The organism is Pseudomonas sp. CFII68 (assembly GCF_000416195.1).
In the GTDB taxonomy this organism is placed as follows: domain Bacteria; phylum Pseudomonadota; class Gammaproteobacteria; order Pseudomonadales; family Pseudomonadaceae; genus Aquipseudomonas; species Aquipseudomonas kilonensis.
Window position 1 is genome coordinate 1 of the sequence record NZ_ATLN01000055.1, and the last position, 20270, is coordinate 20270.

Consider the following 20270-nt stretch of genomic DNA (forward strand, 5'->3'; position numbering starts at 1 on the left):
CGCTTTCGCGAGCAAGCCCGCTCCCACAAGGTCCAGCAAGCGAGCAAAAGAAATGCCCGCATCTTTCGATGCGGGCATTTTTTCTTCTCAGGAACAGCTTTCGCTAATAATCACTGATCATCAAAATACCGCTCATGCCAATCCACCAGCGGTTGCGGCGAGTTGAGTTTCTGGCCGTAGATCACCGAGTACGACAACACGTTCTGCACATATTGGCGGGTTTCGTCGAAAGGAATGCTTTCGACCCAGACGTCGAAGCTCAAGTGGTCGGCGCCGCGCAGCCACTGGCGCACGCGACCGGGGCCGGCGTTGTAGGCCGCCGAGGCCAGGACGCGGTTGCCGTTGAACTGGCTGTGAACCTGGCTCAGGTACGCCGCGCCCAACTGGATGTTCTTGTCCGGGTTCAACACTTGCTGTGGTGAGGCCAGGGGAATGCTGAACTTGCGCGCGGTTTCCTTGGCGGTGCCAGGCATCAGTTGCATCAGGCCGGCGGCACCGACGCCGGAGCGGGCGTCGTCCATGAAGGCGCTTTCCTGGCGGGTAATGGCGAACGCCCAGCTTGGATGCAAGCCGCGAATCTTGGCTTCGCGTACCAGGGTGTCGCGGTGGGCCATCGGGAAGCGGATGTCCAGGTCGTCCCAGTACTTGGCCTGGCTGATGGTGCGAATGGCCGGGAAATACCACTTCAGGTCATAAGCCAGTTTGGCCTGGGCGACCATTTCGTCACGGTTGAAATGACGGCTGACGTGATACCACTCGCGGCGCCCGTCGACGATGTCCCCACGGGCATGAAATTCCAGCGCCCGACGCACGCCAGGGGTGTTGCGCACTTTGTTGATCAGCGCCTGGCTCATCACCAGCGGCTTGTTGATGAGCGAGTACGGCGACTGGGAACGGTCGGCGGCCAGGAAGCCATAGAAGTCTCGTTCACGGGCCAGGTGCTTGTAGAGCGCCAGCGCCTCGGGGTTCTGCGGCTGCGCCAGTTCCAGCGTGCGGGCTTGCCAGTACCGCCAGCGATTGGTGCTCGACAGCGACTCGGGCAGGCGACGGGTCAGTTGGTAGGCATCGTCCCAGCGGGCCAGGCGCAGGAGCAGGCGCAAGCGCCATTCCGAAACGGTGTCATCGCGCAGTTCCGGGTCGTATTTCGTCATCACGTCCAAGGCCCGGCTGTCGAAGCGCTTGGCCAGGGTCAGGCCGATTTCCCGGGCAATCGCAACTTTTTCATCACGGGAAAAATGCATGGTGCTGGCGTAGCCGTCCAGCAGTGCCATGGCCTTTTCCGGATCCTGGCGGGCCAGGCGACGCAGGCCGAGGCTGACGATGTCGGACATCGGTTCATCGGCCGGGGTGAAGCGCGAGGGCTGGTTGAGCAACTCGGGCTTCTGCGCCACGTCCACCAGCAACTTGCCACGGGGGGCGAGGGTGGTCAGGCCGCTGACCAGGCTGTTGGCCAGCGGGTAGTTGCGGGCCTGGGCCGCCAGTTTGGTGCGTTCCCAGCGTTTCTGTTCGGTCAACTGGCCCTGGGAGGCCCATAGGCCGAACAAGGCATCGCACGCCTGGGGCTGGGATTTGCCGGAGAGCCACAGCTTTTCGGTATTGGCATAGCCTTCGGCCTTCAAGCCATGGCTGAGCTGGTACTGGGCGTTAAGGCAGTCCAGTTCGGTGAAATTGAGCTTGGGGTCGTAATACTTGACGAAGGTCTCCCAGTCACCGCGCTCGGTCAGCCAACGCAGCCAGCGCAACTTCATCCAGTTGGCCTGGGGCAGATCACCGTGTTCGGCGAGGAACTTCTCGATTTCGGCATTGCTGGCGCTCTTGAGGCGAGCGGTCAATTCGTCGTAGGCCAGATAGGGTTCCAGCGGATAATCGCGCAGGGCCTGGCTGTAGCGAAAGTAAGGGCCGGAATCACCCTTGGCCAAGGCACGCTTGGCCTCGTTGTAATATTGGCGTTGAGTGGAGATATCCACCGCCTGCGCGGATTGAACGGCAGTGGCACATACAAAAAGACACGATACAACACTGAAAAGGCGACTGCGCATGAGACGTCCGGGCATAAAAAACATGACAAGCCCAAGGGGTAACCCAGGGTAACTGTCTGTAGCTTAGCCTTTTGCCAGCAGCCGGCGAAAGCTTTGCAGAGCCGTCGGTGCAAGTTCGCAACATTTGTTATGCAGAGTGCTTCGGTGGCGAAATTGGCGGACCCCTGAGGCCTCATCTCAGGTAGAATGCGCGCCCGGTTTTTGGAGAAGCTCATGACCCTGCTCAAATTCAGCGATGTGTCCCTTGCTTTCGGCGCTATGCCGTTGTTGGACAAGGTGTCCTGGCAGATCGCCCGTGGTGAGCGGGTGTGCATCATCGGCCGCAACGGCACTGGCAAGTCCAGCATGATGAAGCTGGTCAAGGGCGATCAAAAGCCCGATGACGGCTCGGTCTGGCGCGCGCCAGGCCTGAAAATCGGCGAATTGCCCCAGGAACTGCCGGTGGCCGACGAGCGGACCGTATTCGACGTGGTCGCCGAAGGCCTGGACGGTGTCGGCGCGCTGTTGGCCGAGTATCACCACCTGAGCCAGAACATCGTCACCGATGCCGATCTGGACAAGTTGATGCACGTGCAGCACGACCTTGAAGCCCGAGATGGCTGGCGTCTGCAGCAACTGGTCGACAGCACCCTGAGCCGCCTGCAATTGCCGGCCGACAAGACCCTCGCCGAGTTGTCCGGCGGCTGGCGTCGTCGCGTCCTGCTGGCCCAGGCCCTCGTGTCCGAGCCGGACCTGCTGCTGCTCGACGAACCGACCAACCACCTGGACATCGGCGCCATCGCCTGGCTTGAAGAAGCCTTGAAGGACTTCCAGGGTGCGGTGCTGTTCATCACTCACGACCGTTCCTTCCTGCAAAACCTGGCGACCCGCATCCTTGAACTGGACCGCGGCGGCCTGATCGACTGGAACGGCGACTACGCCAGCTTCCTGGTGCACAAGGAAGCGGCGTTGGCAGCGGAAGAAACCGCTAACGCGTTGTTCGATAAGAAACTGGCCCAGGAAGAAGTCTGGATTCGCCAGGGCATCAAGGCGCGTCGCACCCGCAACGAAGGCCGTGTGCGGGCGCTCAAAGCCTTGCGCATGGAACGCAGTGAACGTCGCGAGCGTACCGGCAAGGCCAACATTCAGTTGGATACCGCTGACAAGTCCGGCAAGCAGGTGATGGTCCTTGAGAACGTGAGTTTCGCGCACCCGGGCGGCCCGTTCCTGATCAAGGACTTCTCCATGGTCCTGCAGCGCGGTGATCGCATCGGCCTGCTGGGTGCCAACGGCACCGGCAAGACCACCTTGCTCAAGCTGATGCTCGGTGGCCTGGTGCCGACCAATGGCAAGGTGGAAGAGGGCACGAAGATCGACGTTGCCTACTTTGACCAGTTGCGCCATCAGTTGGACCTGGAAAAGACCGTGATCGACAACGTCGCCGAAGGTCGCGATTTCATCGACATCGATGGTCAGAGCCGCCATGTGTTGAGCTACCTCGGCGATTTCCTGTTCAGCCCCCAGCGTGCCCGTACGCCGGTCAAGGCGCTGTCGGGTGGCGAGCGCGCCCGTCTGTTGCTGGCCAAGTTGTTCAGCAAGCCGGCGAACCTGCTGGTGCTCGACGAACCGACCAACGACCTGGACGTGGAAACCCTGGAGTTGCTGGAAGAGGTGCTGCTGACCTTCAACGGCACCGTGCTGATGGTCAGCCACGATCGGGCATTCCTCGACAACGTGGTCACCAGCACCCTGGTGTTCGAGGGCGAAGGCCTGGTGCGTGAATACGTCGGTGGTTATCAGGACTGGCTGCGCCAGGGCGGCTCGCCGCGCCTGCTGGGGGTCACCGAGAGCAAGTCCGGCAAGGCCGACTTGAATTCGGCGGTGGTCAAGGCCGAGCCAGCCCCGGTCGCTGCCGCGGCGGCCCCGGCACCGGCCAAGAAGAAACTCAGCTACAAACTGCAGCGCGAGCTGGAGGCGTTGCCGGGTGATATCGACGCGAAGGAACAGCAGATCGCCGCCGTGGAGGCCGAGATGGCTGACGCCGGCTTCTACCAGCGGCCTGCTGCCGAAACCGCCAAGGTGATCGCGCAGTTGGAGCAGTTGCAGGCCGAGCTGGACGCACTGGTCGAGCGTTGGGCTGAACTGGACGCTTGATCCGTTGTTGAAAAAAATCCCGGAATTCAGCAATGAACGCCGGGATTTTCTATTTGAAACGCTATTCCCCTGTAGGGGTGAGCCTGTGGGAGCAAAGCTCGCTCGCGATGAACGATAACGCGGTCATTCGACAGACCGGGATGCCTTCATCGCGAGCAAGCTTTGCTCCCACAGGCTCGCTCCCACAAGGGTAGGGGTTATGTGCGCTTGACCAGATGTACCGCCAGCACGTCGCAAGGCGCGCCATGCAGCACGTCGTTGGCGGTCGAGCCCAGCAACAGCGCCAGGCCGTGGCGACCATGGCTGCCGACCACAATCAGGTCGCAGCCCTGTTCCTTGGCCAGGTGATGGATCTCCTGGCGCGGCTGGCCGTAGGTCAGGTGGCTGAATTCCTTCTTCAGGGCCGGGTATTTCACGATCAGTCGGTCAAGGCGCTCCTTGGCCTGGTCGAATTGCTGCTGCTGCAACTGGGAAAGGTCCATGGGCACGTCGCCGCCGAAGGCCATGGCCATCGGTTCGACGATGTGCACCAGCGACAGCTTGGTGTCCCGGCTTTCGCAAAGGGCGAGGGCGCGCTTGACGACCGGATCGCATTCTTCAGTGAGGTCGACGGCGACCAGAACGTGTTTGTAGTACATGGAAAGCACTCCAGAGAATTGCGATACGGTAAGTATGGCTGGTTTCAAGCGCATTGACGGCGACGTGGCTCAATGGGCTCATCAGAATTCGGGAGTACGAATATGACGGTCTGGATAGTGGTGTCAATCCTGTTGGTGGTGTTAAGTCCGCTGGCATGGTTGCGGCCGTCCCGTGTTCAGAGCGGTCGCATGGCCCTGCGCATGGAGGCACGACGCCTGGGCCTGGCCATGCAGCTGGCGCCGCAGGAGTGGCCGCACTGGCTCGGCCAGCAGCCGCCAAACCCCTGTGCCCAGTACCACCGGCCCCGGCGCGGCAAGGAACCGGCGGTCTGGAGCTATTGGCAGACGGCGCCAGGCGTCTGGGTCAACCAGTGGCGAGAAGTCTGCCAGGATGAATCCCTGCTCAATCATTTCGAAAAATTGCCGGCCAACGTCTACAAAGTTGAAGCCGATCGGCAAATGATTGCCTTGTACTGGGGCGAGAAGGGCGAAGCGACTGTTTTGCAGGACATTGCCAGCACCCTCAAGGCGCTGGCCTGAGCGAATTTAGATGCGTAGGAGCTGTCGAGCGGAGCGAGGCTGCGATCTTTACCCAGGCCATTGAGTCTCAAGCGAAAGATCAAAAGATCGTCCGAACGCGGCCCGAGCCTTCGGCAGCTCCTACCGGCATAAAAAAAGCCCGACAGTCTCATCGGGCGGGTTGGCCAGGCAGGCCGGTAAACAATCTCATGCCAGGACGTGCGTTCGTAACGTCCTTTGTTCCCAATATTCAATCGCGTCCCGACAGCGTAGACCGCTGGATCCGATATGTCTGGAATTAGGGCGATTTTTCTAATTATTGATCCTATGAATGGCTGCTCATGCGGCGCCGTGTTGCGGATCCGTACGGTACGGAAATGACCGTGAAGTCGCGTTCACGCCTGTGTTTAGGGCGATTGACAATTGTCGGAAATTCCGTGAAGGTGACGTACCCAAATCAAACGGGCGTATGAATTGAGCGTTTGTATTTTCAGAATGCTCCTACAGACCCCCGACTATCGCGTTGACGGGTGTGCCTGGCGGATTGGCGTAGCATCGACGGTAACGTCTATGCCGAACCAGTGGTCAGCGTTCAACGTGTACTGTTCAGCTTCCATATCGTGGAGATCAGTTGATGATTTACGAAGGTAAAGCCATCACGGTTAAGGCTCTTGAAAGTGGCATCGTCGAATTGAAATTCGACCTCAAGGGTGAGTCCGTCAACAAGTTCAACCGTCTAACCCTGAATGAATTGCGTCAGGCTGTAGACACTATCAAGGCAGATGCTTCGATCAAGGGTGTGATCGTCAGCAGCGGCAAGGACGTGTTCATCGTCGGCGCCGACATCACCGAATTCGTCGACAACTTCAAGCTGCCCGATGCCGAACTGATCGCTGGCAACCTCGAAGCCAACCGTATTTTCAGCGACTTCGAAGACCTCAACGTACCGACTGTCGTGGCCATCAACGGCATCGCCCTGGGTGGCGGCCTGGAAATGTGCCTGGCGGCGGATTACCGCGTCATGTCCAGCACGGCCAAGATCGGCCTGCCGGAAGTCAAGCTGGGCATCTACCCAGGCTTCGGCGGCACCGTGCGCCTGCCGCGCCTGATCGGTGCCGACAACGCCATCGAGTGGATTGCCGCCGGCAAGGAAAACCGTGCTGAAGACGCGCTGAAGGTCGGTGCCGTGGATGCCGTGGTCGAACCTGGCAAGCTCCAGGAAGCGGCCCTTGAAACCCTCAAGCGCGCCATCAGCGGCGAGTTCGACTACAAGGCCAAGCGTCAGCCGAAGCTCGAGAAGCTCAAGCTCAACGCCATCGAACAAATGATGGCCTTCGAAACCGCCAAGGGTTTCGTGGCCGGTCAGGCAGGCCCGAACTACCCGGCGCCGGTCGAAGCGATCAAGACCATCCAGAAAGCCGCGAGCTTCGGTCGCGACAAGGCCCTGGAAGTCGAGGCCGCCGGCTTCGTCAAGCTGGCCAAGACCTCGGCTGCGCAAAGCCTGATCGGTCTGTTCCTCAATGACCAGGAACTGAAGAAAAAGGCCAAGGCCTACGACGAAATCGCCAGTGACGTGAAGCAGGCCGCCGTGCTCGGCGCCGGCATCATGGGTGGCGGCATCGCCTACCAGTCGGCGTCCAAAGGCACGCCGATCCTGATGAAGGACATCAACGAACACGGGATCGAGCAGGGCCTGGCCGAAGCCGCCAAGCTGCTGGTCGGCCGTGTCGATAAAGGTCGCATGACCGCTGCGAAGATGGCCGAAGTGCTCAACGGCATTCGTCCGACCCTGTCCTACGGCGATTTCGGCCATGTCGACCTGGTGGTCGAAGCCGTTGTCGAGAACCCGAAGGTCAAGCAGGCGGTACTGGCTGAAGTCGAAGACAAGGTCAAAGAGGACACCATCCTGGCCTCGAACACCTCGACCATCTCCATTTCGCTGTTGGCCAAGGCCCTCAAGCGTCCGGAGAACTTCGTCGGCATGCACTTCTTCAACCCGGTGCACATGATGCCGCTGGTGGAAGTGATCCGTGGCGAGAAGTCCAGCGAACATGCCGTTGCCACCACCGTGGCCTACGCCAAGAAAATGGGCAAGAACCCGATCGTCGTCAACGATTGCCCGGGCTTTCTGGTCAACCGCGTGCTGTTCCCGTACTTCGGCGGTTTCGCCAAGCTGGTCAGCGCCGGTGTGGACTTCGTGCGCATCGACAAGATCATGGAAAAATTCGGCTGGCCGATGGGCCCGGCGTACCTGATGGACGTGGTCGGCATCGACACCGGCCACCACGGTCGCGACGTCATGGCTGAGGGCTTCCCGGACCGCATGAAGGACGACCGTCGTTCGGCTGTCGACGTGCTCTATGAAGCCAAGCGCCTGGGCCAGAAGAATGGCAAGGGCTTCTACGCCTATGAGACCGACAAGCGCGGCAAGCAGAAGAAAGTCGCCGACTCGTCGGTGCTGGAAGTGCTCAAGCCGATCGTCTACGAGCAGCGCGAAGTCACCGACGAGGACATCATCAACTGGATGATGATCCCGCTGTGCCTCGAAACCGTGCGTTGCCTGGAAGACGGCATTGTCGAGACCGCCGCCGAAGCCGACATGGGTCTGGTCTACGGTATCGGTTTCCCTCCATTCCGTGGCGGTGCGCTGCGCTACATCGATTCGATCGGTGTCGCCGAGTTCGTTGCCCTGGCTGACCAGTACGCTGATTTGGGCGCGCTGTACCACCCGACCGCGAAGCTGCGTGAAATGGCCAAGAACGGCCAGCGCTTCTTCGGTTAAGCGCCCAACGACTAGAGCGAGAGAACATTTATGAGCTTGAATCCTAGAGACGTCGTGATTGTCGACTTCGGTCGTACGCCGATGGGCCGCTCCAAGGGCGGCATGCACCGCAACACCCGCGCCGAAGACATGTCGGCGCACCTGATCCGCAAGCTGCTGGAGCGCAACGTCAAGGTCGACCCCAACGAAGTCGAAGACGTGATCTGGGGCTGTGTGAACCAGACCCTGGAGCAGGGCTGGAACATCGCCCGCATGGCCTCGCTGATGACCCAGATCCCTCACACGGCGGCGGGCCAGACCGTCAGCCGCCTGTGCGGTTCGTCCATGAGCGCGCTGCACACCGCCGCCCAGGCGATCATGACCGGTAACGGTGACGTGTTCGTCGTCGGTGGTGTCGAGCACATGGGCCACGTGAGCATGATGCACGGCGTCGATCCGAACCCGCACATGTCGCTGTACGCGGCGAAAGCCTCGGGCATGATGGGCCTGACTGCGGAAATGCTTGGCAAAATGCACGGCATCACCCGCGAACAGCAGGACGCCTTTGGCGTGCGCTCCCACCAGCTCGCCCACAAGGCGACCGTGGAAGGCAAGTTCAAGGATGAGATCATCCCGATGCAGGGCTACGACGAGAACGGCTTCCTGAAGCTGTTCGACTACGACGAAACCATTCGTCCGGAAACCACCCTGGAAAGCCTGGCGGCCCTCAAGCCGGCCTTCAATCCGAAGGGCGGCACCGTGACAGCCGGTACCTCGTCGCAGATCACCGACGGTGCCTCGTGCATGATCGTGATGTCGGCCCAGCGTGCCCAGGACCTGGGTATCCAGCCGATGGCGGTGATTCGTTCGATGGCCGTGGCGGGTGTGGACCCGGCGATCATGGGCTATGGTCCAGTACCGGCCACGCAGAAAGCCTTGAAGCGCGCAGGCCTGGGTATTGCCGATATCGACTTCTTCGAACTCAACGAAGCTTTCGCCGCACAGGCCTTGCCAGTGCTGAAAGATTTGAAAGTGCTCGACAAGATGAACGAGAAGGTTAACCTGCACGGCGGCGCGATCGCCCTGGGTCACCCGTTCGGTTGCTCCGGTGCGCGTATCTCCGGCACGCTGCTCAACGTCATGAAGCAGAATGGCGGCACCTTTGGTGTGTCCACCATGTGCATTGGCCTCGGCCAGGGCATCGCCACTGTCTTCGAACGCGTCTAAGCGTTGCGTTGATGGAAGCCGGGGCCAAGTGCCCCGGTTTTTGTTTTTTCGGGTTTAGTAAAAAAAAGATTTTGTTTTTATTTTGAAAAGATTTGAGTGAGTGCCAAGCATGCCGATACAACCTGGGCTCTACCAGCATTACAAAGGTCCGCAGTACCGCGTATTCAGCATCGCGCGGCATTCCGAGACCGAGGAAGAAGTGGTCTTCTATCAAGCCCTGTATGGCGATTACGGCTTTTGGGTGCGTCCCTTGAGCATGTTCGAGGAGTCCGTCGAGGTTGACGGCGAACAGGTGCCACGCTTTGCTTTGGTGCAGGCCGAGGAGAGCATTTTTTCCAAGCCTTGAGGCCGGTATACGGGCAACCCTGCGCTTGACCTCACCTTGCAGCCACTATATATAGCGGTGCCGCGTCAGGCGCCAACCGCCTTTCACTTTTTAGAATTCAGGAATTTTCTGATCCATGGGCAAATCGCTGGTCATTGTGGAATCCCCGGCTAAGGCCAAGACCATCAACAAGTATCTGGGCAACCAATACGTGGTGAAGTCGAGTATCGGCCATATCCGAGACCTGCCCACCAGCGGTTCGGCTAGCGCCAGCAAGGAGCCAGCCGCCAAGCGCGGCAAGGCTGCTGCCGGTGAAGCGCCGGCGCTGTCGCCGAAAGACAAGGCGCGCAAGCAGCTGGTCTCACGCATGGGGGTCGATCCGGAACACGGCTGGAAAGCCAAGTACGAGATCCTCCCGGGCAAGGAAAAGGTCATCGAAGAGCTGCGCCGGCTCGCCAAGGATGCCGACACCATCTATCTCGCGACGGACTTGGACCGCGAAGGGGAAGCCATTGCCTGGCACCTGCGCGAAGCCATTGGTGGGGATGACAGCCGCTACAAGCGCGTGGTGTTCAACGAAATTACCAAGAAGGCCATCCAGGAAGCCTTCTCCCAGCCGGGCGAGCTGGACATCGATCGGGTCAACGCCCAACAGGCGCGTCGCTTCCTCGACCGCGTGGTGGGCTACATGGTCTCGCCCCTGCTGTGGGCCAAGATCGCCCGCGGCCTGTCGGCCGGGCGTGTGCAGTCGGTCGCCGTGAAGCTGGTGGTGGAGCGCGAGCGGGAGATCCGTGCGTTCATTCCTGAGGAGTACTGGGAAGTCCACGCCGACCTCGGCACCGCCAAGGGCGCCACCGTGCGCTTCGACGTGGCCCGGGAGAAGGGCGAGGCCTTCAAGCCGCTCAACGAAGCCCAGGCCATGGCCGCGCTGGAGAAGCTCAAGGCTTCCAGCTACAGCATCGTCAAGCGCGAAGACAAGCCGACCAGCAGCAAGCCGTCGGCGCCGTTCATCACCTCCACGTTGCAGCAGGCCGCGAGCAATCGCCTGGGCTTTGGCGTGAAGAAAACCATGATGATGGCCCAGCGTCTGTACGAAGCCGGCTACATCACCTATATGCGTACCGACTCGACCAACCTTTCGGTCGATGCCGTGGCGATGGCGCGCACTTATATAGAAAGTGAGTTCGGCAAGAAGTACCTGCCAGAGACGCCGAACGTCTACAGCAGCAAGGAAGGCGCGCAGGAGGCGCACGAAGCGATTCGTCCGTCCGACGCCAATACCGAGCCAAGCAAGCTGTCGGGCATGGAGCGCGATGCCGAGCGTCTCTACGAGCTGATCTGGCGCCAGTTCCTGGCCTGCCAGATGCTGCCGGCGCAATACCTGTCGACCACAGTCAGCGTCGGTGCCGGCGACTTCGAGTTGCGCGCCAAGGGCCGCATCCTGAAGTTCGACGGCTACACCCGCGTCATGCCGCAGATCGCCAAGCCTGGGGACGATGACGTCCTGCCAGACATGGCCCAGGGCGACGTGATGAAGCTGATCAAGCTTGATCCGACCCAGCACTTCACCAAGCCACCGGCCCGTTACTCCGAAGCCAGCCTGGTCAAGGAAATGGAAAAGCGCGGCATCGGTCGTCCTTCGACCTACGCAGCCATCATCTCCACTATCCAGGACCGCGGCTATGTGGCGCTGCACAACCGTCGTTTCTATTCGGAAAAGATGGGTGACATCGTTACCGAGCGTTTGTCCGAGAGCTTCTCGAACCTGATGGACTACGGCTTCACCGCCGGTATGGAAGAGAATCTCGACGATGTGGCCCAGGGCGAGCGCGACTGGAAAAACGTCCTCGACGAGTTCTACGGCGACTTCAAGAAAAAGCTCGAAGTGGCCGAAAGCCCGGACAGCGGCATGCGCGCCAACCAGCCGGTCATGACCGACATTCCGTGCCTGACCTGCGGGCGTCCGATGCAAATCCGTACCGCCTCGACCGGCGTATTCCTCGGTTGCTCGGGCTACAGCCTGCCACCCAAGGAGCGCTGCAAGGCGACGGTCAATCTGGTGCCGGGCGACGAAATCGCTGCGGACGACGAGGGTGAATCGGAATCCCTGGTGCTGCGCGGCAAGCATCGCTGCCCGATCTGCAGCACGGCGATGGATGCCTACCTGCTGGATGAAAAGCGCAAGCTGCACATCTGCGGCAACAACCCGGACTGTGCTGGCTACGAGATCGAAGAGGGCACTTATCGCATCAAGGGCTACGAAGGCCCGAGCCTGGAATGCGACAAGTGTGGCAGTGAGATGCAGCTCAAGACCGGCCGTTTCGGCAAGTTCTTCGGTTGCACCAACCCGACCTGCAAAAACACCCGCAAACTGCTCAAGAGCGGTGACGCGGCGCCGCCGAAGATGGACCCGGTGAAGATGCCTGAGCTCAAGTGCGAGAAGGTCAACGACACCTACATCCTGCGCGACGGTGCCTCCGGCCTGTTCCTGGCGGCCAGCCAGTTCCCGAAAAACCGCGAGACCCGTGCACCGTTGGTGATGGAAATCGTGCCGCACAAGGACGAGATCGATCCGAAGTACCATTTCCTCTGTGCAGCGCCGCAGAAGGATCCGGAAGGGCGCCCGGCGGTCATTCGCTACAGCCGCAAGACCAAGGAGCAATACGTGCAAACCGAAGTCGACGGCAAGCCGACTGGCTGGAAAGCGTACTACGACGGTGGTAAGTGGACGGTGCAAGACAAGAGCTGATGGCAGCACTCACGTGTGACGAGGGGGCTTGCGCCCGCTGGACCGGTCCGACGTTTCGGGCGTAGCCGCCCCAATAAGTCTCAAGTGAACAAAAGGCCGCATGACAACCCATAGGTTTTCATGCGGCCTTTTTGTTTTTGGCTTGCAGTGGCCTCGGTTGATCCATGACACTGTCGCACTTGCCAGACGCTTTCATTTCGTTGGGGAGATGCCGCCATGGCCCACGAACTCTATACCCGCACCAATCAGAAAATCTATTTTGCCGGTCTGTCGCTCGAAGCGCTCACCAGGGCCGAGGATGGGCGTGCGATGAATTCCCCGGCGTTGCTCCAGGCAGGACGCGAATCCGCGCTGTTTCACCTGTACGGTGCATTGTTGGGGTTGTGCCATGAAATCGCCGGTTTCTATCGCCTGCCACAAGCGAACGCACCGCGGGCCGAGCTGCTGTTGACCCGCGAAGCGTTGGAAACCATTGCTATCCCGGAGTTGGCCGAAATGGTCGAACTGGCGCACAACCCGGAAACCTGGCTGGCGAAGCTATTGGCGGCCCATGCGGCGCTGTTCGAGCCGCCACGAGCCCCGCGCAAGCCCAAGGGGGACGTGACCCAGCCGTTGATCGTGGCGGTCAATCTGGACGAACAAGAACCCGAGCAGGAGTTGAGCCGGGAGGAGCTGGAGAGCTGGCGTCAGAACCTCAAGAGCCTGGCGATACGCTTTCGTGAAGGGTTGAACGAGTGCTGAGTTCGCCCCCGGCCCGTTACGTTCGTTGATAACACTTGGTCAAGATCCCGAGCGGAGCCTGGCCGATGACTATATAATCCTCGCCTTTCGTGGAGAACAGACTTTTATGCCTACGTCCTTTCTAGAAATTGTCGAACTTCCTGATGGCCGCATCGAGCTGCGCAGGGCTGAGGACGAGGGTTCTCTGGTTACCCTGAACTTCTCCGAAGATGCCAAGGTATTCCTTCAGGGCCAACACGTCGAAGTCGCCAAGGCGATGCTGAGCGTGGGCGTCCAGATGGCAGGTCGCCTGGTTGAAGGCGAATTCAACAAGGAAGAGGGGCCGCGGGTTCTTCATTGATCCCGTCTGTCGGCTTTTTTGGATAGTGTGGCTGGTCGGCTTCTCTGCCTTGGAGAAGCCCCGCGTTTGTCTTAGCCCAATCGAATATTCAGACTTTGTGCGTCCCCGGTACGGGCGGCGCTGATCAACTGTTGCCGTGCGGTTGCGGTTAGCGGATTGAGCCAGCTGACCACGGTGTGGCTGCGGCCCAGGCGCAAGGCTTCGCAGGTTAACTGCTGGGCGCTTTGGGTCCCGCGCGGTTGCAACAACAGGATGCGTTCGCGGTTCAGGCCGGCATCCCGCAGCCAGGCCTGGGTGACGCTGGCCGGTGGCGCGATCAGCGTCAGCCAGCGAGCATCCTGGTCCTGGCTGAGTTCTCGCAGAATCGGCGCCAGCAGGTTCAGGCAGTTTCCGGCCGCACCACGTAACGACAGTTCGCTGAAAGCCTCGGGCTCGACGCCCCAGGGCGACTCGATGACCTCTTTCAGGACTGGAACCAGCGGTTGGGCCATGAATGCCTCGAACAGCGGAAGTTGTGTGTGTTGTGGTGTGTGAGGGAACTGCATAAAGCCTCCTTTAGCGGCGAATGACGCCGACACTCAAGCCTTCGATGACCAGGTCCTGATCTTTCAGGTTCACTTCGATGGGCGCGAACTCGGGGTTCTCGGCGATGAGCCAGACCTTGCTGCCGTCGCGCTTGAAGCGCTTGACGGTCACCTCGTCGCCGATTCGCGCCACCACGATCTGGCCATTGCGGGCTTCGCGGGTAGTGTGGACGGCCAGGAGATCACCGTCGAAGATGCCGATGTCCTTCATGCTCATGCCGTGTACACGAAGCAGGTAGTCGGCCCGAGGATGGAAGAACGAAGGATTGATGTTGCAGGACTCCTCGACATGCTGCTGGGCGAGGATCGGTGCGCCTGCCGCGACCCGGCCGATGATCGGCAGGGTGGTTTCGTCGGCCTTGGCTTCGAAGCCGGGGATGCGAATGCCACGGGATGCGCCCGGGGTCATTTCGATCGCACCCTTGCGCGCCAGCGCCTTGAGGTGTTCTTCAGCCGCGTTGGGCGACTTGAACCCTAGTTCCTGGGCGATTTCCGCACGGGTTGGCGGGTAGCCGTTGTCTTCGAGGCAGCGTTTGATGAAGGCCAGAATCTCTGCTTGGCGTGGCGTCAGCTTTAGCATATTGATCGCTCTGTCTTTTTATACAGTGACTGGGATTATATACAGTGAACGCCGCTTGGCAATCCTCCTTTTTCCACAGGCCGCTGGACGGTCGGTCGGGTTGTTGGATGCGACATGGCTACCACCCGTGAAAAGGTGTGGTTAAATACGTGACCGGGCATTCGCAAAACGCCCCGGCAGGCTTGACAAGCCCTAGGCTGAAACGTATGTTTCAAACAAGTGTTTGTCAGGCGGAGTAACCATGGCCCAGTCGGAAACCGTTGAACGCATTCTCGATGCTGCCGAGCAGTTGTTCGCGGAAAAAGGTTTCGCTGAAACCTCGTTGCGTCTGATCACCAGCAAGGCCGGGGTGAACCTGGCGGCGGTGAACTATCATTTCGGCTCGAAAAAGGCCCTGATCCAGGCGGTATTCTCGCGGTTCCTCGGGCCTTTCTGCCTCAGCCTCGATCGCGAGCTGGAGCGCCGGCAGGCCAAGCCTGACGTCAAGCCGACCCTGGAAGAGCTCCTGGAAATCCTGGTCGAGCAAGCCCTTGTCGTGCAACCGCGCAGCGGTAACGACCTTTCCATTTTCATGCGCCTGTTGGGCCTTGCCTTCAGCCAGAGCCAGGGCCACCTGCGACGTTACCTGGAAGACATGTACGGCAAGGTTTTCCGGCGCTACATGCTGCTGGTCAACGAGGCCGCACCGCGTATTCCGCCCATCGAGTTGTTCTGGCGGGTGCACTTCATGCTCGGCGCCGCGGCGTTCAGCATGTCCGGTATCAAGGCGTTGCGCGCCATCGCTGAAACCGACTTTGGCGTGAACACCTCGATCGAACAGGTCATGCGCCTGATGGTGCCGTTCCTGGCAGCCGGCATGCGTGCCGAAAGTGGTGTCACCGATGAAGCCATGGCGGCCGCGCAATTGCGCCCGCGCAGTAAATCGACGCCGGCGCTGGCCAAGGCGTAAGCGCACGGGTGGGCGCGGCTGCCGACATCCGCTAAGCTAGCCGCCCATGCCGACTCTCGTTTCGAACCCGTTCCATCTTTCATTGCATGACCGCGACCTGCCGGGCCTTGGGCCCAGCGGTGTGGTCGTGTCTGTGTTGCTGCGCGGGTTCATCGTTATTAAGGAAATGCTATGACTGCTGGCCTGCAAGGCTCGTTGATGGTGGACGTCGCCGGTACCTGGCTGACGGCCGAAGATCGCCACCTGTTGCGCCAGCCCGAGGTAGGCGGCCTGATCATCTTTGCCCGCAACATCGAGCATCCACGTCAGGTGCGCGAGTTGAGCGCGTCGATCCGCGCCATCCGCCCCGACCTTTTATTGGCGGTGGATCAGGAAGGTGGTCGTGTCCAGCGGCTGCGTCAGGGTTTTGTGCGGTTGCCGGCGATGCGGGCGATCGCCGACAACCCGAACGCCGAATACCTGGCCGAGCAGTGCGGCTGGATCATGGCCACTGAAGTGCTGGCGGTCGGTCTCGACTTGAGCTTTGCCCCGGTGCTGGACCTTGATTACCAGCGCAGCGCCGTCGTCGGCAGTCGCTCCTTCGAAGGTGACCCCGAGCGCGCTGCGTTGTTGGCCGGTGCCTTCATCCGCGGCATGAGCGCCGCCGGGATGGCCGCCACTGGCAAGCATTTCCCGGGGCATGGCTGGGCCGAGGCCGATTCCCACGTGGCGATTCCGAACGATGAGCGTAGCCTGGAACAGATTCGCGCCAACGACCTGGTACCGTTTGCCAGGCTGAGCAAGCAACTGGCCGCCGTCATGCCGGCCCATGTCATCTACCCGCAGGTCGACGCCAACCCAGCCGGGTTTTCCCGCCGCTGGCTGCAGGACATCCTGCGTGGCGAGTTGCAATTTGATGGCGTGATCTTCAGTGATGATCTGTCGATGGCCGGCGCTCATGTGGTCGGTGATGCCGCCAGTCGTATCGAGGCTGCTTTGACGGCGGGTTGCGACATGGGCCTGGTGTGCAACGACCGTGCTGCCGCGGAGTTGGCCTTGAGCGCGGCCCAGCGCCTGAAGGTCAAGCCTTCGGCGCGGATCGCCCGCATGCGCGGCCAGGCCTACGCCTCCACTGAATACCGTGAGGACCCTCGCTGGCTGGCGGCGCTCGGCGCGCTGAGGGCTGCCCAGCTGGTTGATTAAGGAGTTGTCATGACTGGCATGAGTAATGATCGGCGGTGCCCATGACCCAGCCAATTGAGGCGCTTCTTGATACTGATTGGGGAGAAAGCTTCCATCAGCGTTACCTTGAGCGAGGGTTCGACTACGCCGAGAGAGCGCGAGTACGGATACTGCGGATAGATGAGCAATCGGTTCACGCCGAATGCGAGGGTGGCGGCGATAATGTTTATCAGCAGGTGATCGCGCTCACTCGTTATCGGGGCTACGACGGCGTTCGTTACGAATGTTCGTGCCCGGTCGGCGACAGCTGCAAGCACTGCGCTGCCGTCATGTTCCATTTGATGTGGAATCCGCAAGCGCTGGAGGCCGGCTCCGCCAGCGAGCGCCTGAGTTCTGAACTTGAAACCTGGATCAAGTGTATTCCCGAGTGGGACGCCGATTCGCTACCGAGCAAAAAAGACGCCGATGTCCGGATCTTCTACAAACTCAAGAAGACGCACTTAGGGCAGTGGCTTTTGGAACTCTTCAAGGGGCGCCAGCTCGATGATGGTTCCCTGAAGGATCTGAAAGCGTTTGGCCAACTGACGGACATGCTGAATCGTTTTCCGAATTATATGTCCGACGTCGACAAGCAAATTGGCCAGTCGCTTATCAGCAGTCAGCATTATCACAGCCAGAACAGCTTTCCGTTGCAAGGTCGCAGCGGCGCCGAAGTGCTGGCGCTGGCATTGCATTCCTCACGCTTGTTCCTGGATTTCGACCCGCCGCAGCCATTGGGCGCAGGTCCGCTAAAAAATGCGCAGTTTTTCTGGGCTGAGCAGGCCAATGGCAACTATCGGTCTCGGTGGCGCAGTGGCGATCAGGTACTGGATAACCTCCTGGTGCTTGAGCCGCTTCATTATCTGGATTTATCGCGCAGGGAACTTGGCCGGCTGTCCTATGAAATGGACGACAAATTGGCGTGCCATTTATGCCATGCGCCGGAGGTACCCGCTCGGGATGTCGTGCTTTTCAGCCATAGGATCAACGCTGTCGACCGACCTATCCCGCCGCCGAAAGAACTGACTGAGCGCATCATCGAAGGTGTTGAACCGCGAGCGGTGTTGACGTTGGGAAGTGCAATCAACTTCCGGCACTGGAAATCTGTTCCAGAACATCGCGCGGCACTGACCTTTATTTATGATGGTCATGTGGCGGACGACAAAGCATCCACCGAACTGTCGATCCTGTCCGGAACCGAAATTTTGCGCATTCAGCGTAAACCGGATGTCGAGCAGGCCTTTCGCACCGTTCTGCGTAAGGTAGGTTTCAAGAAAACCAGTCGCAAGAGCCTTGCGCTGGGGGACATCGGGGGTGAGCTATTTCAAATGGCGGATGACGACGCCTGGTTGGCCTTCATGGACAAAGGCCTGCCGCGATTGCGTGCCGCCAATTGGCAGATCGATATCGAAGCGGGTTTTCATTTCGATCTGCAACCGGTGGAGCAGTTGTACGCCGACATCGAGGAGTCTCCCGGCCGAGAGTGGTTCGATTTACAACTGGGCATTGTCGTGGATGGGAAACGGCACAGCCTGCTGCCGATCTTGCTTCATCTGCTTCGCTCAAGCCCCGAGATGATGGATCCGGACAACCTTGATCGGCGTGGTGATGAAGAGTTGATGTTGCTCGATCTCAACGGCGGAAAATTCGGGGCGGGTCCTGGTGTGAAGGTCGCGTTGGCATATGGGCGGGTCAAGCCGCTGATGGCAACGCTTGGTGAGTTGTACATGAAGGAGCACCGGGGTGACTCGATACGGTTGAATGCCTTTGATGCGGCCAGGTTGAATGTGCTTGAAAGCGTGCCATTGACCTGGCAAGGCGGAGAGCGGTTGCGTACGTTCGCCAAGCGATTACACAAGTCGACTCATGCTCATGTCCCGGCGCCGGCGGGGCTCAAAGCCACCCTGCGACCTTATCAACTGGAAGGGCTCAATTGGATGCAGACCCTGCGCGAGCTGGAAGTCGGCGGCATCCTGGGCGATGACATGGGCTTGGGTAAAACCTTGCAGACCCTGGCTCACCTGCTTTGTGAGAAGCAGGCCGGGCGCCTGGATGTCCCGGCGCTTGCAGTCATGCCCACCAGTCTGATTCCCAACTGGCTCGACGAAGCGGCACGCTTCACGCCGCAGCTCAACGTCGTGGCGCTTCATGGTGCAGCCCGGCAAAAAGATTTCGCCAGCCTTGCACAGTACGACCTGGTTCTGACGACTTATGCCTTGTTGCCGCGGGATTTGGAGGTGCTGAAACCCCAGGCCTGGAGTGTGCTGATTCTCGATGAAGCGCAGAACATCAAGAGCCCCACCAGCAAGGCCGCCCAGGCTGCTCGCGAACTCAATGCCCGGCAGCGCTTGTGCCTGTCCGGTACGCCCCTGGAAAATCACTTGGGCGAACTCTGGTCGCTGTTTCATTTCCTCCTGCCCGGCTGGCTGGGGGATAACAAAAGCTTCAACCGAGACTACCGGACGCCGATCGAAAAACATGGCAACAGCGAGCGAATGCACCATCTGACGGCGCGAATAAAACCGTTTCTACTGCGGCGTAAAAAGGAACAAGTCGCTACTGAGCTGCCACCCAAGACTGAAATCGTCCATTGGGTCGACCTCAGTGACGGGCAGCGGGATGTCTATGAAACTGTGCGTGTGGCCATGGACAAGAAAGTGCGCGACGAAATCGCTCGCAGCGGCGTGGCTCGTAGCCAGATTATCATTCTCGATGCGTTGCTCAAGTTACGCCAGGTCTGTTGCGACCTGCGGCTGCTCAAGACCGTACAGACCGCCAAAGCGCTACGTTCCGGCAGCGGCAAGTTGGTCAGTTTAATGGAGATGCTCGAAGAGTTGCTCAGCGAAGGGCGCAAAATTCTGCTGTTTTCCCAGTTCACCTCGATGCTGGCCCTGATCGAGGAGGAACTGCAAAAGCGCAGCCTGACCTATTCCTTACTGACCGGATCCACCACGGATCGCCGCACCCCGGTGAGGGAATTTCAGAGTGGCAAGGTGTCGCTGTTTCTAATCAGCCTCAAGGCCGGCGGCACGGGGCTCAATCTGACGGCTGCGGACACGGTGATTCACTTCGATCCGTGGTGGAACCCAGCGGTGGAAAATCAGGCGACCGACCGGGCTTATCGGATCGGTCAAAACAAGCCAGTGTTCGTCTACAAGCTGATTGCCCGAGGCACGGTGGAAGAGAAGATACAGGCGCTTCAGGAGGACAAGGCTGCGTTGGCGGGCAGCCTGCTGGATGGCGGCGCGACGGGTGGGTGGAAGCTTGAGCAGAGCGATATCGAAGCGTTGTTTGCACCGTTGCCCAAGACCTGATTCACCGGCACATTCACTGGCTATGTCGCCTGATAGTCAGCCATCGCGAGCAGGCTCGCTCCCACATTAGAACGGGCCGGGCTCCGGCTTTGTGGGCGCGGCAAATCCCCTGTGGGAGCCGAGCTTGCTCGCGATGGCGGTAGTGCAGCCAACATCTGTGTAAGCAGACCC

Annotated in this window: 15 protein-coding genes; 11 read left to right on the forward strand and 4 right to left on the reverse strand. The window is 60.1% G+C overall.

Annotated features, from left to right (window positions below):
- Positions 1 to 110: 110 nt before the first annotated feature.
- On the reverse strand, positions 111 to 2039 hold the full coding sequence (locus CFII68_RS17750) for a transglycosylase SLT domain-containing protein (protein ID WP_018604846.1): 1929 nt from the start codon (positions 2037 to 2039) through the stop codon (positions 111 to 113).
- Positions 2040 to 2252: 213 nt separating this feature from the next.
- Between CFII68_RS17750 and CFII68_RS17745 the strand changes: the two genes are divergently transcribed.
- The gene (locus CFII68_RS17745) at positions 2253 to 4172 is read left to right on the forward strand and encodes an ATP-binding cassette domain-containing protein (protein WP_014339364.1); all 1920 of its coding nucleotides are present in this window, start codon (positions 2253 to 2255) and stop codon (positions 4170 to 4172) included.
- 197 nt (positions 4173 to 4369) lie between these two features.
- Here CFII68_RS17745 and CFII68_RS17740 read toward each other — a convergent pair whose 3' ends face one another.
- Positions 4370 to 4810 carry a universal stress protein gene (locus CFII68_RS17740; protein WP_018604853.1) on the reverse strand — a complete coding sequence of 147 codons (441 nt, stop codon included), beginning with the start codon at positions 4808 to 4810 and terminating at the stop codon, positions 4370 to 4372.
- A 102-nt stretch (positions 4811 to 4912) separates the two neighbouring features.
- Between CFII68_RS17740 and CFII68_RS17735 the strand changes: the two genes are divergently transcribed.
- The 7 genes from CFII68_RS17735 (at position 4913) to CFII68_RS26625 (ending at position 13472) form a co-directional block, all read left to right on the forward strand.
- Positions 4913 to 5350: a hypothetical protein gene (locus tag CFII68_RS17735; RefSeq protein WP_018604856.1), complete on the forward strand. Its 438-nt coding sequence runs from the start codon at positions 4913 to 4915 to the stop codon at positions 5348 to 5350.
- Between the two features lie 613 nt (positions 5351 to 5963).
- Complete coding sequence (gene fadB, locus CFII68_RS17730) at positions 5964 to 8111, forward strand: fatty acid oxidation complex subunit alpha FadB (RefSeq protein WP_018604860.1); 2148 nt, start codon at positions 5964 to 5966, stop codon at positions 8109 to 8111.
- A gap of 30 nt (positions 8112 to 8141) precedes the next feature.
- The gene (fadA, locus tag CFII68_RS17725; protein WP_018604861.1) at positions 8142 to 9317 is read left to right on the forward strand and encodes an acetyl-CoA C-acyltransferase FadA; all 1176 of its coding nucleotides are present in this window, start codon (positions 8142 to 8144) and stop codon (positions 9315 to 9317) included.
- Positions 9318 to 9426: 109 nt separating this feature from the next.
- Positions 9427 to 9663, forward strand: coding sequence for a DUF1653 domain-containing protein (locus CFII68_RS17720; protein ID WP_003199644.1), 237 nt, complete (start codon positions 9427 to 9429; stop codon positions 9661 to 9663).
- Between the two features lie 115 nt (positions 9664 to 9778).
- On the forward strand, positions 9779 to 12391 hold the full coding sequence (gene topA / locus CFII68_RS17715; RefSeq protein WP_018604863.1) for a type I DNA topoisomerase: 2613 nt from the start codon (positions 9779 to 9781) through the stop codon (positions 12389 to 12391).
- Between the two features lie 216 nt (positions 12392 to 12607).
- Positions 12608 to 13132, forward strand: a complete 525-nt coding sequence (locus CFII68_RS17710) for a DUF6586 family protein (RefSeq protein WP_018604864.1) — start codon at positions 12608 to 12610, stop codon at positions 13130 to 13132.
- 106 nt (positions 13133 to 13238) lie between these two features.
- On the forward strand, positions 13239 to 13472 hold the full coding sequence (locus tag CFII68_RS26625; RefSeq protein WP_003183419.1) for a hypothetical protein: 234 nt from the start codon (positions 13239 to 13241) through the stop codon (positions 13470 to 13472).
- A 71-nt stretch (positions 13473 to 13543) separates the two neighbouring features.
- Here the strand turns inward: CFII68_RS26625 and sulA are convergent, their stop codons facing one another.
- Both sulA and lexA read right to left on the reverse strand, forming a co-directional pair.
- The gene (sulA, locus tag CFII68_RS17700; RefSeq protein ID WP_003199648.1) at positions 13544 to 14017 is read right to left on the reverse strand and encodes an SOS-induced cell division inhibitor SulA; all 474 of its coding nucleotides are present in this window, start codon (positions 14015 to 14017) and stop codon (positions 13544 to 13546) included.
- A 10-nt stretch (positions 14018 to 14027) separates the two neighbouring features.
- A complete protein-coding gene (gene lexA, locus CFII68_RS17695; protein WP_003199651.1) occupies positions 14028 to 14636 on the reverse strand; it encodes a transcriptional repressor LexA in 609 nt (202 codons plus the stop codon).
- 241 nt (positions 14637 to 14877) lie between these two features.
- Here lexA and CFII68_RS17690 point away from each other — a divergent pair, with 241 nt between their 5' ends.
- From CFII68_RS17690 to CFII68_RS0125925, 3 genes are all read left to right on the forward strand, one after another.
- Positions 14878 to 15585, forward strand: a complete 708-nt coding sequence (locus CFII68_RS17690) for a TetR/AcrR family transcriptional regulator (RefSeq protein ID WP_013692622.1) — start codon at positions 14878 to 14880, stop codon at positions 15583 to 15585.
- A gap of 183 nt (positions 15586 to 15768) precedes the next feature.
- The gene (nagZ, locus tag CFII68_RS17685; RefSeq protein WP_172681142.1) at positions 15769 to 16767 is read left to right on the forward strand and encodes a beta-N-acetylhexosaminidase; all 999 of its coding nucleotides are present in this window, start codon (positions 15769 to 15771) and stop codon (positions 16765 to 16767) included.
- Positions 16768 to 16808: 41 nt separating this feature from the next.
- Complete coding sequence (locus CFII68_RS0125925) at positions 16809 to 20099, forward strand: DEAD/DEAH box helicase (RefSeq protein ID WP_077506759.1); 3291 nt, start codon at positions 16809 to 16811, stop codon at positions 20097 to 20099.
- The last annotated feature ends 171 nt before the right edge of the window (positions 20100 to 20270 follow it).

What these genes read in the sequence shown, in the direction of transcription:
- CFII68_RS17750 (WP_018604846.1), bottom strand. Translation starts at nt 2,039, where the DNA reads ATGCGCAGTCGCCTTTTCAGTGTTGTATCGTGTCTTTTTGTATGTGCC.
- CFII68_RS17745 (WP_014339364.1), top strand. Translation starts at nt 2,253, where the DNA reads ATGACCCTGCTCAAATTCAGCGATGTGTCCCTTGCTTTCGGCGCTATG.
- CFII68_RS17740 (WP_018604853.1), bottom strand. Translation starts at nt 4,810, where the DNA reads ATGTACTACAAACACGTTCTGGTCGCCGTCGACCTCACTGAAGAATGC.
- CFII68_RS17735 (WP_018604856.1), top strand. Translation starts at nt 4,913, where the DNA reads ATGACGGTCTGGATAGTGGTGTCAATCCTGTTGGTGGTGTTAAGTCCG.
- fadB (WP_018604860.1), top strand. Translation starts at nt 5,964, where the DNA reads ATGATTTACGAAGGTAAAGCCATCACGGTTAAGGCTCTTGAAAGTGGC.
- fadA (WP_018604861.1), top strand. Translation starts at nt 8,142, where the DNA reads ATGAGCTTGAATCCTAGAGACGTCGTGATTGTCGACTTCGGTCGTACG.
- CFII68_RS17720 (WP_003199644.1), top strand. Translation starts at nt 9,427, where the DNA reads ATGCCGATACAACCTGGGCTCTACCAGCATTACAAAGGTCCGCAGTAC.
- topA (WP_018604863.1), top strand. Translation starts at nt 9,779, where the DNA reads ATGGGCAAATCGCTGGTCATTGTGGAATCCCCGGCTAAGGCCAAGACC.
- CFII68_RS17710 (WP_018604864.1), top strand. Translation starts at nt 12,608, where the DNA reads ATGGCCCACGAACTCTATACCCGCACCAATCAGAAAATCTATTTTGCC.
- CFII68_RS26625 (WP_003183419.1), top strand. Translation starts at nt 13,239, where the DNA reads ATGCCTACGTCCTTTCTAGAAATTGTCGAACTTCCTGATGGCCGCATC.
- sulA (WP_003199648.1), bottom strand. Translation starts at nt 14,017, where the DNA reads ATGCAGTTCCCTCACACACCACAACACACACAACTTCCGCTGTTCGAG.
- lexA (WP_003199651.1), bottom strand. Translation starts at nt 14,636, where the DNA reads ATGCTAAAGCTGACGCCACGCCAAGCAGAGATTCTGGCCTTCATCAAA.
- CFII68_RS17690 (WP_013692622.1), top strand. Translation starts at nt 14,878, where the DNA reads ATGGCCCAGTCGGAAACCGTTGAACGCATTCTCGATGCTGCCGAGCAG.
- CFII68_RS0125925 (WP_077506759.1), top strand. Translation starts at nt 16,809, where the DNA reads ATGACCCAGCCAATTGAGGCGCTTCTTGATACTGATTGGGGAGAAAGC.